Here is a 14,672-nt window from a genome sequence, read left to right on the forward strand (position 1 = left end):
GGATCAGGCCTCCGTACTGAGGAAGACGTTCTTGGTTTCGGTGAAGGCGGTCAGTGCGTCGGGGCCGAGTTCGCGGCCGAGTCCGGACTGTCCGTAGCCGCCGAAGGGTGTCGCGTACCGCACGGCCGAGTGCGAGTTGACGGAGAGGTTGCCGGCGGCGACGGCGCGGGCGACGCGCACCGCGCGTCCGGTGTCACGGGTCCACAGGGAACCGGCCAGGCCGTAGTCGGTGGCGTTCGCGAGGCGTACGGCGTCGGCCTCGTCCTCGAACGGCAGCACCACGGCGACCGGCCCGAAGACCTCCTCGACGGCCACCGGTGCCCCGGGGTCGATGCCGGCGAGCACTGTCGGCGGGCACCAGAACCCCGGCCCCTGCGGTGCGGTCCCTCTCAGCGTCACCAGGCCGTCGCGGCCGTCGGTGTACGGGGCGAGGTAGGAGCGCACGCGGTCCAGTTGGGCGCTCGAGATCAGCGGGCCCATCTGGTTCTTCTCGTCGGCGGGGTCACCGACGGCCACCGACTCCACGGCGGGCTGGAGCAGTTCGAGGAACCGTTCGTAGACCGGCCGCTGGACGAGGATGCGACTGCGCGCGCAGCAGTCCTGCCCCGAGTTGTCGAGGAAGGACATCGGGGCCGCAGCGGCGGCCGTCTCCAGATCGGCGTCCGCGAAGACGATGTTGGGGCTCTTGCCGCCGAGTTCGAGCGTCACGCGCTTCACGCGCTCCGCGCAGCGGGCCATGATCCGCTTGCCGACCGGGACCGAGCCGGTGAAGACGATCTTCGCGACGCCCGGGTGCTCGACCAGGGCGTCGCCGGTCACCGCTCCGGCGCCGGGCAGGACCTGCAGCAGGCCCTCGGGAAGGCCTGCCTCCAGGCCGAGTTCGGCCAGCCGCAGGGCGGTGAGCGGAGTGGTCTCCGCCGGTTTCAGGAGCACGGCGTTGCCGGCCGCCAGGGCGGGTGCCGCACCCCAGGCGGCGATCGGCAGGGGGAAGTTCCAGGGGACGATGACGCCCACGACGCCCAGCGGTTCGAGGAAGGTGACGTCGAGGCCGCCCGCGACCGGGATCTGCCGGCCGTTGAGGCGTTCCACTCCCCCGGCCGCGTAGTCGAGCAGATCGCGCGCGTTTCCCGCCTCCCAGCGGGCGTTGCCGATCGGGTGACCGGCCTCGCGCACCTCGAGCGCGGCGAGCTCCTCGACGTGGCTGTCCACGACGGAGGCGAACCGGCGAAGGAGCCGGGCACGGTCCGCGGGAGCGAGCGCCGCCCACCGCTCCTGTGCCACCGCGGCCCGCAGGACGGCGGCGTCGACCTCGGCGGGAGTGGTGGCGGTGACGGTGGCGAGGAGTTCCCCGGTCGCCGGATTCAGTACGCGGTGCTCGTGCGGTACGTCCGACGCGTCGTGCGGTGCGGGCGTGGGTTCGTGCGGTACGGACAAGGAACGGTCCTCACATGCGTTCGAAGGAGCGGCGGAGCTCCCAGTCGGTCACCGCGGCGTCGAAGGCTTCGATCTCGACCCGCGCCATGTTGCGGTAGTGGGCGACCACCTCGTCGCCGAAGGCGCCCTTCGCCACCGGGCTGCTCGCCCAGAGTTCGGCGGCCTCGCGCAGGGTGGCGGGCACATGCTCGTACTCGCCGGTGTAGGCGTTGCCCTCGCAGGGCTCGGGCAGTTCGAGCCGCTGCTCGATGCCGTGCAGTCCGGCCGCGATCAGGCCGGCGACGGCCAGGTGCGGGTTGACGTCGCCGCCCGGCAGCCGGTTCTCGAAGCGCAGCGAGCGGCCGTGGCCGACGACCCGCAGCGCACAGGTGCGGTTGTCGTGGCCCCAGGCGACGGCGGTGGGTGCGAACGATCCTGGGGTGAACCGCTTGTACGAGTTGATGTTGGGTGCGTAGAGCAGCGAGAAGTCACGCAGGGCGGCGAGTTGGCCGGCGAGGAAGTGGCGCATCACCTCGGACATCCCGTGCTCCGAGTCGCCCGGCATCACATTGCTGCCGTCGCGGTCGGCGAGCGAGAGGTGGATGTGGCAGGAGTTGCCCTCGCGTTCGTTGAACTTCGCCATGAAGGTGAGCGAGACGCCTTCCTGGGCGGCGATCTCCTTGGAGCCGGTCTTGTAGACGGCGTGCTGGTCGCAGGTGACGAGCGCCTCGTCGTAGCGGAAGGCGATCTCGTGCTGGCCGGGATTGCACTCCCCTTTCGCCGACTCGACGACGAGGCCAGCGCCTGCCATCTCGTTGCGGATGCGGCGCAGCAGGGGCTCGATCCGTCCGGTGCCGAGGATCGAGTAGTCGATGTTGTACTGGTTCACCGGGGTCAGCCGGCGGTAGTCGTTGTCCCAGGCTTCCTCGTAGCTGTCCTTGAAGACGATGAACTCCAGCTCGGTGCCGACCATCGCGGTCAGTCCGTGCTCCGCGAGGCGGTCCAGCTGACGGCGCAGGATCTGCCGGGGCGCGGCGACGACCGGGGAGCCGTCGCTCCAGGCGAGGTCGGCGACGAGCAGGGCGGTGCCCTCGTTCCAGGGGACGCGGCGCAACGTCGTGAGGTCGGGGTGCATGGCGAAGTCCCCGTAGCCGCGGTCCCAGGAGGACATCTCGTAGCCGTCGACCGTGTTCATCTCGGCGTCCACGGCGAGCAGGTAGTTGCAGCCCTCCGTCCCGTGCTCGAGCACCTCGGCGAGGAAGAAGCCGGCGTCGAATCGCTTGCCCTGCAGGCGCCCCTGCATGTCGGGAAAGGCCAGGACCACGGTGTCGATCTCGCCGTCGGCGACGAGGGCACGCAGCTCCTCGACGTCCAGCGGGGCTGTTCGGTCGGCCACAGGGACTCCTCCTTCGGCACTCCGGGAGGCTTAAGGTATTCCTGACGACCTTTGCTTGGGAAGGGGGAATCGCGGTATGGCGGATTTCGCGGACGGCGCACGCCTGGCGCGTGCGCTCCGGCCGGTGCGCGCGGGCAACGGCTTCGAGGAGGCCCTGGAGCAGATCCTCCAGGTGGTCCGCCTCGGCCTGGTCCCGGCCGGTGAACGCCTCCCTGCCGAAAGGGAGTTGGCCGAACTGCTCGGGATCAGCCGGGTGACCCTGCGCGAGGTGCTCAAGGTGCTCCAGGACCAGGGCCTGGTGGAGAGCAGGCGCGGCCGCTACGGCGGCACGTTCGTCCGCCCCCGTACCGAAGGCGCCACCAAGGAGGGCGAGTTGCTCCGCAGGCTGCGCGACGTCGACGTCGCGGACGCACTGCGCTTTAGGTCGGTCCTGGAGTGCGGCGCCGCCGAGCTCTGCGCGGAACGCGGCCTCGACGAGGGCGAGCGGGCGCGGCTGGTGGCCGCGCTCGCCGGGACCAGGGACGCACCGCTCGCCGAGTACCGGCGCCGTGACACCCTGCTGCACCTCACCCTCGCCGAACTCTCCGGATCAGCCACGCTCACCGCCCAGTACGCGGCCGTACGCGCGACCGTGAACGACCTCCTGGACCGCATCCCGCTCCTGGTGCGGAACCTGGAACACTCCCAGGACCAGCACACGGAGATCGTCGACGCGGTGCTCGCCGGCGATCCGGAGCATGCCAGGCGGGCCGCACGGGAACACTGCGAGGGGTCCGCCTCACTGCTGCGCGGATTCCTCACCTGACGACCGGGACAGCCTCGGACCCGACCGGACAGCGGTAACCCGAAAGTAACGCAGAGGTCTTGCCTCCCGACCGCGCACGGCGCAAAGGTATGGAGCCATTCCATTGAGGAGGTCCGGATCCCGTGCGCGGCATCCGGGCTCATGAGCCATCAGCCCACACGCGGGAGCACTGCCATGACCTCAGCACGGACCGAGAGCGGCACCACGCCGGAACCCGACGGCTCAGGCGGCGGGGGCGGCGCGGACGCCGGCGACGGCTACCTGGAACGCCGCGCGCTGCGCCGGGGCAGCGCAGGCTGGCTGCTGCTCACCGGGCTCGGCGTGGCCTATGTGGTCTCCGGCGACTTCTCCGGCTGGAACTACGGCCTGGCCGAAGGCGGCTTCGGCGGACTCGCCATCGCCATGGTCCTGATGGGCCTGATGTACACCTGCATGGTCTTCTCGCTGGCCGAGCTGTCGTCCATCCTGCCGACGGCGGGCGGTGGTTACGGCTTCGCCCGGCGCGCGCTCGGCCCCTGGGGCGGGTTCCTCACCGGCACCGCGATCCTCATCGAGTACGTGCTGGCGCCCGCGGCGATCTCGCTGTTCATCGGTGACTACGTCGAGTCCCTCGGCCTGTTCGGACTCGAGTCGGGCTGGCCGCTCATCCTGGCCTGCTTCGTCCTCTTCATCGGCATCCACCTGTGGGGAGTCGGCGAAGCGCTGCGGTTCAGCTTCGTGGTGACCGGCATCGCGGTGGTGGCGCTCCTCGTCTTCGCGGTGGGCGCGTTCACCGAGTTCGACGCCTCGGGCCTGAACGACATCCCGGTCGACGGGGAGGCTCTCGGCTCGAACTCCTGGCTGCCGTTCGGACTGCTGGGCATCTGGGCCGCGTTCCCGTTCGGCATGTGGTTCTTCCTCGGGGTGGAGGGGGTGCCGCTGGCCGCCGAGGAGACCAGGGACCCTGCCCGTACGCTGCCGAAGGCCATCCGCTGGTCGCTGCTCGTCCTGGTACTGCTCGCCCTGCTCACGTTCTTCGCCTCCGCGGGTGCGCGCGGTTCGGCGGCGATCCAGGACGCGGGCAACCCGCTGGTCGAGGCGCTGCAGCCGGGCGGCGAGGCGACCACGCTCAGCCGCATCATCAACTACGCCGGACTCGCCGGCCTGGTGGCATCGTTCTTCTCCCTGATCTACGCCGGCTCCCGCCAGTTGTTCGCCCTCTCCCGGGCGGGCTATCTGCCGCGCTTCCTGTCCCTGACCAGCCGGCGCAAGGCCCCCTACCTGGGCCTTCTGGTGCCCGGCGCGATCGGCTTCGGCCTGGCCGCGGGCAGCGGCGACGGCGCCCGGATGCTGAACGTCGCGGTCTTCGGCGCCACCATCTCCTACGCGCTGATGTCGCTCTCGCACCTGGTACTGCGCCGCCGCGAGCCGGAGCTGCCGCGGCCGTACCGGACGCCGGGCGGCGTGCTGACCTCGTCCGTCGCGCTGTTCCTCGCCTGCGCGGCACTCGTCGCGACGTTCCTGGTGGATGTGACGGCCGCGTTCATCGCACTCGGCGTGTACGTGTTCGCCCTGGCCTACTTCGGTCTGTACAGCCGGAAGCATCTGGTGGCCAAGGCACCGGAGGAGGAGTTCGCTGCACTGGCGGCGGCCGAGGCAGAGTTGGACCGCACATGACCGGTGTACGAGGGAGCACGTGGTGAACAGGCCGTTGGTCGGGGTCAGTACGTATCTGGAGTCAGAGGTGCGCTGGGGGGTGTGGGAGCTGCCCGCGGCGCTGCTGCCGGCCGGCTACCCGCGCCTCGTACAGGCCGCGGGCGGCCTCGCGGCAATGGTGCCGCCGGACGCGCCGGAGCTGGCCGGGGCGGTGGTGTCCCGGCTCGACGCGGTGGTGATCGCCGGCGGCCCGGACGTCGACCCGGCGCGCTACGGCGCCGAGCGGGACGCCCGGTCCGGTCCCCCGGCGCCGGAGCGGGACGCCTGGGAACTCGCCCTGATCCGGGCCGCGTTGGCGGCCGGAACCCCGCTGCTCGGCATCTGCCGCGGTATGCAGCTGCTCAATGTGGCGCTCGGCGGCACGCTCGTGCAGCACCTCGACGGGCACTCCGGGGGCCAGGTGGGCAGCTTCGGCAAGCACCGGGTCCTGCCCGTGCCAGGCACCCGTTACGCCGCCGCCGTACCGGACCCGGAGGACGTCCCGACCTACCACCATCAGGCGCTGGACCGGCTCGGCCAGGGCTTGCTGCCCGCCGCGCACGCCCTGGACGGGACCGTGGAAGCGGTCGAACTCCCGGGCGCCGGCTGGGTTCTCGGCGTGCAGTGGCACCCGGAGATGGGCGACGATCACCGGGTGATGGAGGCCCTGGTGCGGGCCACGCACGGCTCCGCGTAGAGCCCGTACGGTGCGCGTGCCCGATCACCCGTCCGCCGGGCCGGCCTCCGCACCGTCCCGGCCGGGCGAACGGCGGGTCAGGGACAGCAGATCGCGGGCTGGACCGGTCGGCCGGTGACCGCTCGGCCAGACCGCCCGCAGGTCGCGCCGCAGCCGTACCCCTTCGACGGGGACCTTGACCAGGCGGCGGGCGGCCAGCTCATCGCTCACCGCCAGTTCGCTCAGCACCGACGGTCCCGCACCGCTCACCACCGCGGCCTTCACCGCCGTCGTGGAGGCCAGTTCCAGCAGGGGCGCGGCGAGGCCGCCGTACGGGGCGAGTGCCGCGTCGAGGACCTGCCGGGTACCCGAGCCCTCCTCACGCAGGATCAGCCCGGTGGCCGCGAGTTCGTCCGCCGGCACCGGACGGCGTCGCCTCGCCCACGGGTGGCCCGAGCCGACCACGACGACCAGGCGGTCCTGCGCGATGACCGCCGCACCGAGCCCCTGCGGAACCCCGGGCCCCTCGACGAACCCGAGATCCGCCTCGTGCGCGAGCAGCCGGTCGGCGACCATCGTCGAGTTGCCGGCCTGCAACGACACGGCGGTGTCCGGGCGTTCGCGGCGCAGGGCGATCAGCCAGCCCGGCAGCAGATACTCGGCGATGGTCAGACTCGCGGCCACCCGCAGCCGTGAGTCACGCCGGCCGCGCAGCGCCTCGGCCCCCGCGTCGAACGCCTCCGCGGCCTCCACGATGCGCCGCGCCCAGTCGGTGACCAGGGCCCCCGTCTCGGTCAGACGGGATCCGCGCGGCGAACGGTCCACCAGGGCGAGCCCGAGCCGCTGCTCCATGGAGCGGATACGGCCGCTGGCGGCGGGCTGCGAGATGCCCAGCTCCCTGGCCGCCCGGCCGAGACTGCCGAGCCTGGCCACGGCGAGCAGCAACTGCAGAGCGGCCAGATCCGGCACCCGGTCACCGAGCCGCGCCGTCACCACCGTCGCCGCCGCCGCGCCCCGCGCCGCCCGCTGCGCACCCTGCTCACTCATCAGCCCAGCTTATGCCCCCATAGCCAGGAACCCCCTGGTGAGCCCCCGACGCCGAGGGGACGCTGACTGTCATGGCCACCTACGCGCAACCGCGGCACCTGCCCGCCCGCACTCGTACCGCCCGCCCGGTCACCCCGCTGCGGTGGCTCGGCCCCAACTGGTACGCGGCCGTGATGGGCACCGCGATCGTCGCGTCCGCAGGACTCGCCCTGCCCCGGCCGATACCCCGCCCGGCCGCCGTGGCCGTCTGGGCGTTGTCCGCGGCCGCCCTCGCCGTACTCCTGGCCGGCCGCACCCTGCACTGGCGGCGCCACCGGGACCAGGCCCGGGCACACCTGCTCGATCCCGCGGTCGCACCCTTCTACGGCTGCCTGTCGATGGCGCTGCTCGCCGTCGGCGGCGGCACCCTGGTCGCGGGCAGGGACCTGATCGGGACCAGGGCCGCGGTGGCCGTCGACGCCGTCCTGTTCACCGCGGGCACGCTCACCGGCCTGCTCGCCGCGGCCGCCGTCCCGTATCTGATGACCACGCGGCACCAGGTGACGGCGAGCGGCGCAACTCCCGTATGGCTGCTGCCCGTTGTCGCCCCCATGGTCTCCGCCGCGCAGGGTCCGCTGCTGCTCCCTCATCTGCCGGCGGGCCAGTGGCGCGAGGCGATGCTGCTCGGCAGCTACGCCCTGTTCGGTCTGAGCCTGCTCGCCACCCTGCTGATGCTGCCGATGATCTTCGGACGTCTCCTCCTGCACGGCCCGCTCCCGCTCGCCCTCACGCCCACCCTGTTCCTGGTGCTCGGCCCGCTCGGCCAGTCGTCCACCGCGGTCAACGCGCTCGCCGACGTGGCACCCGGTGCGATCGGCCCCGCGTACTCCTCGGCGTTCGCCGCCTTCGCCGTGGTCTACGGGGTGCCGGTGATGGGCTTCGCCCTGCTGTGGCTGGCGTTCGCCGGGGCCATGGTGGTGCGTGCGGCGCGGCAGGGCATGCGCTTCTCGATGACCTGGTGGGGCTTCACGTTCCCGGTCGGCACGTGCGTCACGGGGGCGGCCGGGCTGGCCCGGCACACCGGACTTGCCGCGTTCGGCTGGCTGGCGGTGGCCCTCTTCGGCTTCCTGCTGACCGCCTGGGCGGTCGCGGCGTTGCGTACGCTGCGCGGGCTGTTCAGCGGAGCGCTGCTCGCAGCGCCGCGCTGAGCCTGCCGGGCGCCTCGGTCAACGACGGTCCGTACCAGGTCAGTCGACGACCGTCGACGAGGGCGGCCGGTAGCGGCCCGAACGCCTCGGGCCCGTCGTCCGCGGTGAAGCGGTACGGCTCGTCGGGCAGCACCACGAGATCGGGCGAGGCGGCGTTGAGCTCGTCGACCGGGATGCGCGGATAGCGCTCGGGATGGTCCGCGTAGACGTTCTCGACGCCGAGCCTGGCCAGCAGGTCACCGGCGAAGGTGTCACGGCCGAGGACCATCCAGGGCCGGCGCCAGATCGGCACCACGGCCCGCAACCCCGTGCCTACCGGGGTGAGCGACTCCCAGGCCTCGCGGGCTTCGTCGAGCCAGCCGGGCCGGGGCAGTCCGCAGCCGTCGACCAGCACGCGCTCGAGTTCGCGCAGGGCCTCGGGGAGCGTACGGATCTCGGTGACCAGGACGTCCTGACCGGCGGCGCGCAGTGCGTCCAGATCGGCGGGCCGGTTCTCCTCCTCGTTGGCGATGACGAGGTCGGGGGCGAGCTGCACGATCGCGGCGACGTCCGGATTCTTGGTGCCTTTGATGCGCAGGACCCCGTGGGCGTCCAGGTCCGGCGGGTGGGTGCACCAGTCGGTGACCCCGACGAGAAGTCCGGGGTCGCTCGCGGCCACCGCCTCGGTGAGCGACGGCACCAGCGAGACGACTCTCACTCGGACTCGGCCTTGATGTGCTCCGCCACGGCGACCACCAGGACCCGAGTGTCCGCAACTGCCGCCCGCCACCGGTGCCGCACCCCGCCGGACAGGAACAAGGTGTCTCCGCGGCCGAGCCGGTAGGCGCGGCCCTCGGCCTCCACCTCCACGGCGCCCTCGGTCACGTACAGCAGTTCGTCGTTGCGGTGCTGGAACTCGCCGCTCTCGTTGGGGTCGCCCGAGAACTCCAGGGCGTGCAGCTGGTGCCGTCCCTTGACCAGGCGCCGTATGCCGGGAGCCTCGGCGGAGTGGTCGGCGCGCACCACCTCGACGGTGCGCTGGGCGTCGGCGGCGCAGAGCAGCTCGACGGCGGTCGTGCCGAGCGCGTCCGCCACTCGTTCCAGTGAAGCGCGGCTCGGGCGGGCGCGTTCGTTCTCCACCTGGCTGAGGAAGGGCACGGACAGGCCGCTGCGGCCCGCGACCACCGCGAGCGTGAGACTCAGTCCCCTGCGGCGGCGGCGAATCGCCGCGCCGACGCGGACGTTTTCCTTGTCGTCCATGGTCCGGCCCCCCTCGTGTGTGCGGTCCGACCCGTGCTGCCTGCACCCTACGCAAGGCGCGGCGCCCGCGCCCCGTCAACGACTCTCCTGCTCCCCGTGCCCCGTTCGGGTGTCGGCCGAAACGCCTCGGGTGACCGAAGCCGCTCGAGCAGTACAACCCGAGCAGCACAAAAGGGCGGGGCCCGCCGCGGCCGGAAAGACCTGCGGCGGGCCCCACCCCTCTTGCGAGCGTGGTGAACCGACTCTGCGGCGTCAGCCCTTGACGGGCGCCAGCTTGTCGATCACCTCGGGGTTGGCGTCCATCCAGCGGCGGGCGGACTCCTTCTCCTTGCCCGCGCCACCCTTCTGGATCTCGGCCTCCAGCTTGCCCAGCTGGTCCTCGGACAGCTTGAAGTCCTTGAACCAGCGGGTCAGCTCGGGGAAGTCCTTGGTGAAGGACTTCTTGCCGATGGTGCGGATCTGGTCACCCTTGCCCCAGGCACCCTTCGGGTCCTTGAGCTTCTTCAGGTCGTGGGTGGCATACGCCCAGTGCGGCGACCAGAGAGTGACGACGACCGGCTCCTTCTTCTTGATGGAGCGGTCCAGCTCGGCCAGCATCGAGGAGGTGCTGGAGGAGACGATCTCGTACTCGCCCTCCAGGCCGTACTCCTTGACGATCTTCTCCTTGAGGAGCTTCATCTCACCGGCGCTGGACTCGATGCCGATGATCTTGCCGTTGAACTTCTTGCCCTGGCCCTTGAGGTCCGCGAGCGAGTCGATGCCCTTCACATAGCTGGGCACCGACAGTTCGAGCGAGGTCGGGCCGTACCAGGAGCCGAGATCGGACAGATTGTTCTTGTATCTGTCCCAGTACTCCTTGTGCGTGGTCGGCAGCCAGGCGTCGAACTGGACGTCCATCTGCCCCTGCGCCAGCGAGGTGTAGAGCGGGCCCGGGTCGAGCTGCTTCACGGACGGCTTGTAGCCGCGGTCCTCGAGGATGTTCTGCCACAGGTAGGTGGTGGCGATGGCCTCGTCCCACGGGAAGTAGCCCATGTTGACGGCCTTGCCGGCTTCCTTGCCCTGCTTCTTCTCGCCGCCGGGGACCGGGGCGAGCTTGTCGACCACACCGGGGTTCTTCTTGAGCCAGGCCTTGACGCCTTCCTGCTCCTTGCCCTCGCCGGCGCTCTTGATCTCGTTCTCGAGGCTGGTGAGCTGCTTCTCGGTGAACTTGAAGTCCTTGAGCCACTTCGCGACGGTCGGGTCCTTCTTGGAGAAGCCCTTGTGCGCGGCGATGTGGATCTGCTCGCCCTTGCCCCAGGCGCCCTTCGGGTCCTTGAGCTTCTTCAGGTCGTTGGCGCCGTAGGCCCAGTGCGGGGACCACAGGGTGGTGACGACCGGCTCCTTCTTCTGGATGGAGCGCTCGAGCTCGGCCAGCATCGAGGAGGTGCTGGAGGAGACGACCTCGTACTCGCCCTCCAGGCCGTACTTCTTGAGCACCTTGCTCTTGAGGGTCTTCATCATCCCGGCACTGGCCTCGATGCCGACGATCTTGCCCTTGAACTTCTTGCCCTGGCCCTTGAGGTCCTCGAGCGAGTCGATGCCCTTGACGTAGCTGGGGACGGTCAGCTCGAGCGAGGTCGGGCCGTACCAGGAACCGAGGTCCTCGAGGTTCTTGGCGTTCTTGTCCCAGTAGTCCTTGTGCGTGGAGGGCAGCCAGGCGTCCGTCTGGAAGTCGATGTCACCGCGGGCGACACCGGAGTAGAGCGGGCCGGCGTCGAGCTGCTTGACGTCGGTCTCGTAGCCGCGCTGCTCGAGGACCTCCTTCCACAGGAACGTGGAGGCGATGCCCTCGTCCCAGGGGATGTACCCCATGGAGATCTTCTTGCCCTTGCCGACGTCGGTGCCCGCCGCGGCAGGAGCCTTGTCGTCGGAGCCGGCCAGGTTCAGTCCGCCGGCGACGAGGGCGAGGACGACCACACCGACGGTGGCGACGGCGGTGCCGGGCCGGTAGTGCGCGAACTTCAGCCTGCCCGCGGCGGCTTGTGCCTTGGCCGCGGCGCGGCGGCCGAGGGGCGAGACACGCTGGTTGAGCGCACCGGTCATACGGTCCAGGTACATGGCGAGGATGACCACCGCGACGCCGCTCTCGGCGGCGAGGCCGACCTGCAGCTGGGTGATCGCCGCGTAGACCTCTTCACCGAGGCCGCCGGCGCCGGCCATACCGCCGATGACGACCATGGAGAGCGCGAGCATGATGACCTGGTTGACACCGGCCATGATCGTCGGCAGCGCGAGCGGCAGCTGCACCCGGGTCAGGGTGTGCTTCGGACTGGTGCCGAAGGCCTCTGCGGCCTCGACCAGTTCACCGTCGACCTGGCGGATACCGAGCTCGGTCATGCGTACGCCGGGCGGCATCGCGAAGACGATGGTGGCGATGACACCGGGGGTGACGCCGACGCCGAAGAACATCACGCCGGGGATCAGGTACACGAACGCCGGCATGGTCTGCATGACGTCCAGGACCGGCCGGATCGTGGCACTGACCTTGCTGTTCTTCGCGGCCCAGATACCCATCGGCACCGCGATCACGATGGTGATCACGGCGGCCACGACGACGAGCGACAGCGTGGCCATCGCATCGTCCCAGAGCCCGAGACTGTCGATGAGCGCGAAGCCCACGAAGGCGAGCACTCCGGGCAGCAGACCGCGCAGCCAGATGGCCACGACTCCGAAGATGGCCGCTATGAGCAGCGGCTCACCGCCGCTGAGTACCGCATAGACACCGTCGTACATGCCGCCGAGCACGGCCTTGACGGCGTCGAAGAGCCAGGCGAGGTGCGTCTGCAGCCACTTGACCGCGTCCTCGACCCAGTTGCCGAACTGAAGCCTAGGCACCGGACTTCACCACCTTGGCGTCCTTCGGCTCCGGAACTCCACCCTCGAGCTCGTCGAAGCGCGGGTCCTCGGCCAGGACGGAGAGCAGGCGGTCCCGCGGTACGACACCGATGAGCTCACCGTTCTCGCCGGTGACCTCGATCTCGCTGCTGCCGTCCGAGAGGGGGCCGAAGAGCTCGGCCACCGGGGTCTCGGCGGTGACGCTCGCACTGTCGTTGTCACCGGACTTGTCGAGGGTCCGGCCGGCCTTCGCCTTCTCCATGATGGAGCCCGCGGTGAGCACACGGGTGCGGTCCACGTCCTCGACGAAGCGGCGCACGTAGTCGTTGGCCGGGCGGACGAGGATGTCCTCGCCGGTGCCGGTCTGGACGATACGGCCGTCACGCATCACGGCGATCTGGTCGCCGAGCCGCATGGCCTCGTTCAGGTCGTGGGTGATGAAGACGATGGTCTTCTTCAGGGTCTTCTGCAGTTCGAGCAGCTGGTCCTGCATGTCGCGCCGGATCAGCGGGTCGAGCGCGCTGAAGGACTCGTCCATGAGCAGCATGTCGGCGTCTGTGGCGAGCGCACGGGCCAGGCCCACACGCTGCTGCATACCGCCCGACAGCTCGTCGGGCCAGGAGTCCTCCCAGCCGCCGAGGCCGCAGAGCTGGAGTGCCTCGTTCGCGCGGCGGGTGCGCTCCTCGCGCTCGATGCCCTGGACCTCGAGCCCGTAGGCAGCGTTGTCACGGACACTGCGGTGCGGGAACAGCGCGAAGTGCTGGAAGACCATGCTGATCTTCCGCGAACGCACCGCGCGCAGATCACGCGGGTTGAGTGCGGTCAGATTCTGGTCGTCGAACATGACGCGCCCGGCCGTGGGCTCCAGGAGTCCGTTCAGCATGCGCAGCAGGGTGGACTTTCCGGAACCGGAGAGACCCATGACGACGAAGATCTGCCCCGGCTCGACGGTGAACGACGCGTCGATCACCGCAGCGGTCGTGCCTTCGGCTCGCAGCTCGTCGCGGTCGGCACCGCCCTCGAGCTTGCGTACGCCGTCTTCGGGTTGTCTCCCGAACACCTTGTACAGGTGTTCAGCTTGAAGCCTGGACACATATACCTCTCGTGTCGAACGTGGACGGCCCGCCTCCCCCGCCGGCGGGCCGTGGAGCGGACGGGGTCGGCCCGTCTCCGCCCGATTCCGGTTAGTTGAAACCGCAATCGGGTTCGCTCCGAGTTCGCTCCTGCCCGGGCTTATGCACAACAAACGCAAGAGTGTTCCAGCTCACATTGCGCCCACGTTTACCCACCGTTCCACGTGATCCATCCCAGGTGGTTCACGGTACGTACGGATCGCGAAGACCCCTTCACCCGCGTACGCCGGAAGCCCTGCCGCGGTGGGGCCACTGTCGGTGGGCTGCGGCATGATGCCCGTGTGACTCAGCAAACACGGCGGCTCATGCTGCTCGACACCGCGTCCCTGTACTTCCGGGCCTACTTCGGCGTCCCCGACTCCGTGAAGGCCCCGGACGGCACCCCGGTCAACGCGGTGCGCGGTCTGCTCGAGTTCATCACCCGCCTCGTCCTCGACCACCGCCCCGACGACCTCGTGGCCTGCATGGACGCCGACTGGCGCCCTCAATGGCGGGTCGACCTCATCCCGTCGTACAAGGCCCACCGGGTCGCCGAGGAATCCCCGCAGGGCGCGGGGGACCCCGACGAGGAGGAGATCCCCGACACCCTCTCCCCCCAGGTCCCGATCATCGAGGACGTACTGGACGCCCTCGGCATCGCCCGCATCGGCGTCCCCGGATACGAGGCCGACGACGTCATCGGCACCCTCACCGGCCTGGCCCCCGGCCCCGTCGACATCGTCACCGGCGACCGGGACCTCTTCCAGCTCGTCGACGACGCCCGCTCGATCCGCGTCCTGTACCCGCTGCGCGGCGTCGGCACCCTGCAGATCACCGACGAGGCCCTGCTCCGCGAGAAGTACGCGGTGGACGGCCCGGGTTACGCGGACCTGGCCCTGCTCCGCGGCGACCCGAGCGACGGCCTGCCGGGCGTCCCCGGCATCGGCGAGAAGACAGCGGCGAAGCTCCTCGCCGAATACGGCGACCTGGCGGGCATCATGGCCGCGGTCGACGACCGCACGTCGAAACTCACTCCCTCCCAGCGCCGCCGCCTGGACGAGTCCCGGCCCTACATCGCGGTGGCCCCCAAGGTGATCAAGGTCGCCGGTGACGTACCGGTCCCGGAGATCGACCACGCCCTGCCCCGCGAGCCGTACGATCCGGCCGCTCTCGACGAGCTGGCGGAGCGCTGGGGCCTGGGCGGATCCCTGCGCCGCCTGCTCTCCATTCTGCAGGGATGAAGTGTTAG

The 14,672-nt window shown here is 70.5% G+C and carries 12 protein-coding genes; 5 read left to right on the forward strand and 7 right to left on the reverse strand.

From position 1 onward, the window contains the following. Window positions 1–3 precede the first annotated feature (3 nt). The gene (locus tag DSC45_RS08985) at window positions 4–1,365 is read right to left on the reverse strand and encodes an aldehyde dehydrogenase family protein (RefSeq protein WP_240434565.1); all 1,362 of its coding nucleotides are present in this window, start codon (window positions 1,363–1,365) and stop codon (window positions 4–6) included. A gap of 79 nt (window positions 1,366–1,444) precedes the next feature. After that, on the reverse strand, window positions 1,445–2,809 hold the full coding sequence (locus DSC45_RS08990; protein ID WP_119288862.1) for a glutamine synthetase family protein: 1,365 nt from the start codon (window positions 2,807–2,809) through the stop codon (window positions 1,445–1,447). A 76-nt stretch (window positions 2,810–2,885) separates the two neighbouring features. Between DSC45_RS08990 and DSC45_RS08995 the strand changes: the two genes are divergently transcribed. From DSC45_RS08995 to DSC45_RS09005, 3 genes are all read left to right on the forward strand, one after another. After that, window positions 2,886–3,614: a FadR/GntR family transcriptional regulator gene (locus DSC45_RS08995; RefSeq protein ID WP_119288863.1), complete on the forward strand. Its 729-nt coding sequence runs from the start codon at window positions 2,886–2,888 to the stop codon at window positions 3,612–3,614. A 174-nt stretch (window positions 3,615–3,788) separates the two neighbouring features. Beyond that, window positions 3,789–5,270: an ethanolamine permease gene (gene eat / locus DSC45_RS09000; RefSeq protein ID WP_240434546.1), complete on the forward strand. Its 1,482-nt coding sequence runs from the start codon at window positions 3,789–3,791 to the stop codon at window positions 5,268–5,270. A 19-nt stretch (window positions 5,271–5,289) separates the two neighbouring features. Then, on the forward strand, window positions 5,290–5,985 hold the full coding sequence (locus DSC45_RS09005; RefSeq protein ID WP_119288865.1) for a gamma-glutamyl-gamma-aminobutyrate hydrolase family protein: 696 nt from the start codon (window positions 5,290–5,292) through the stop codon (window positions 5,983–5,985). A gap of 24 nt (window positions 5,986–6,009) precedes the next feature. Here the strand turns inward: DSC45_RS09005 and DSC45_RS09010 are convergent, their stop codons facing one another. Further along, a complete protein-coding gene (locus DSC45_RS09010; protein ID WP_119288867.1) occupies window positions 6,010–7,011 on the reverse strand; it encodes a LysR family transcriptional regulator in 1,002 nt (333 codons plus the stop codon). A 71-nt stretch (window positions 7,012–7,082) separates the two neighbouring features. On the opposite strand from DSC45_RS09010, the gene DSC45_RS09015 reads away from it, so the two are divergent. Continuing rightward, entirely contained in the window at window positions 7,083–8,198 is a 1,116-nt protein-coding gene (locus DSC45_RS09015) for a TDT family transporter (protein ID WP_119288868.1), read from the forward strand. Here the strand turns inward: DSC45_RS09015 and DSC45_RS09020 are convergent. The 4 genes from DSC45_RS09020 to DSC45_RS09035 form a co-directional block, all read right to left on the reverse strand. Then, on the reverse strand, window positions 8,167–8,895 hold the full coding sequence (locus DSC45_RS09020; protein WP_119288870.1) for a helical backbone metal receptor: 729 nt from the start codon (window positions 8,893–8,895) through the stop codon (window positions 8,167–8,169). The two genes, DSC45_RS09015 and DSC45_RS09020, sit on opposite strands and share 32 nt — an antisense overlap. After that, a complete protein-coding gene (locus DSC45_RS09025) occupies window positions 8,892–9,437 on the reverse strand; it encodes a helix-turn-helix domain-containing protein (RefSeq protein ID WP_119288872.1) in 546 nt (181 codons plus the stop codon). The genes DSC45_RS09020 and DSC45_RS09025 overlap by 4 nt, the downstream gene beginning before the upstream one ends. Before the next feature lie 252 nt (window positions 9,438–9,689). Continuing rightward, on the reverse strand, window positions 9,690–12,311 hold the full coding sequence (locus DSC45_RS09030) for an ABC transporter permease/substrate binding protein (RefSeq protein WP_119288874.1): 2,622 nt from the start codon (window positions 12,309–12,311) through the stop codon (window positions 9,690–9,692). Next, complete coding sequence (locus DSC45_RS09035) at window positions 12,304–13,404, reverse strand: quaternary amine ABC transporter ATP-binding protein (protein WP_119288876.1); 1,101 nt, start codon at window positions 13,402–13,404, stop codon at window positions 12,304–12,306. The genes DSC45_RS09030 and DSC45_RS09035 overlap by 8 nt, the downstream gene beginning before the upstream one ends. Before the next feature lie 345 nt (window positions 13,405–13,749). Between DSC45_RS09035 and DSC45_RS09040 the strand changes: the two genes are divergently transcribed. After that, window positions 13,750–14,664 carry a 5'-3' exonuclease gene (locus DSC45_RS09040; protein ID WP_119288878.1) on the forward strand — a complete coding sequence of 305 codons (915 nt, stop codon included), beginning with the start codon at window positions 13,750–13,752 and terminating at the stop codon, window positions 14,662–14,664. The last annotated feature ends 8 nt before the right edge of the window (window positions 14,665–14,672 follow it).

Source organism: Streptomyces sp. YIM 130001 (assembly GCF_003574445.1).
Taxonomy (GTDB): domain Bacteria; phylum Actinomycetota; class Actinomycetes; order Streptomycetales; family Streptomycetaceae; genus Streptomyces.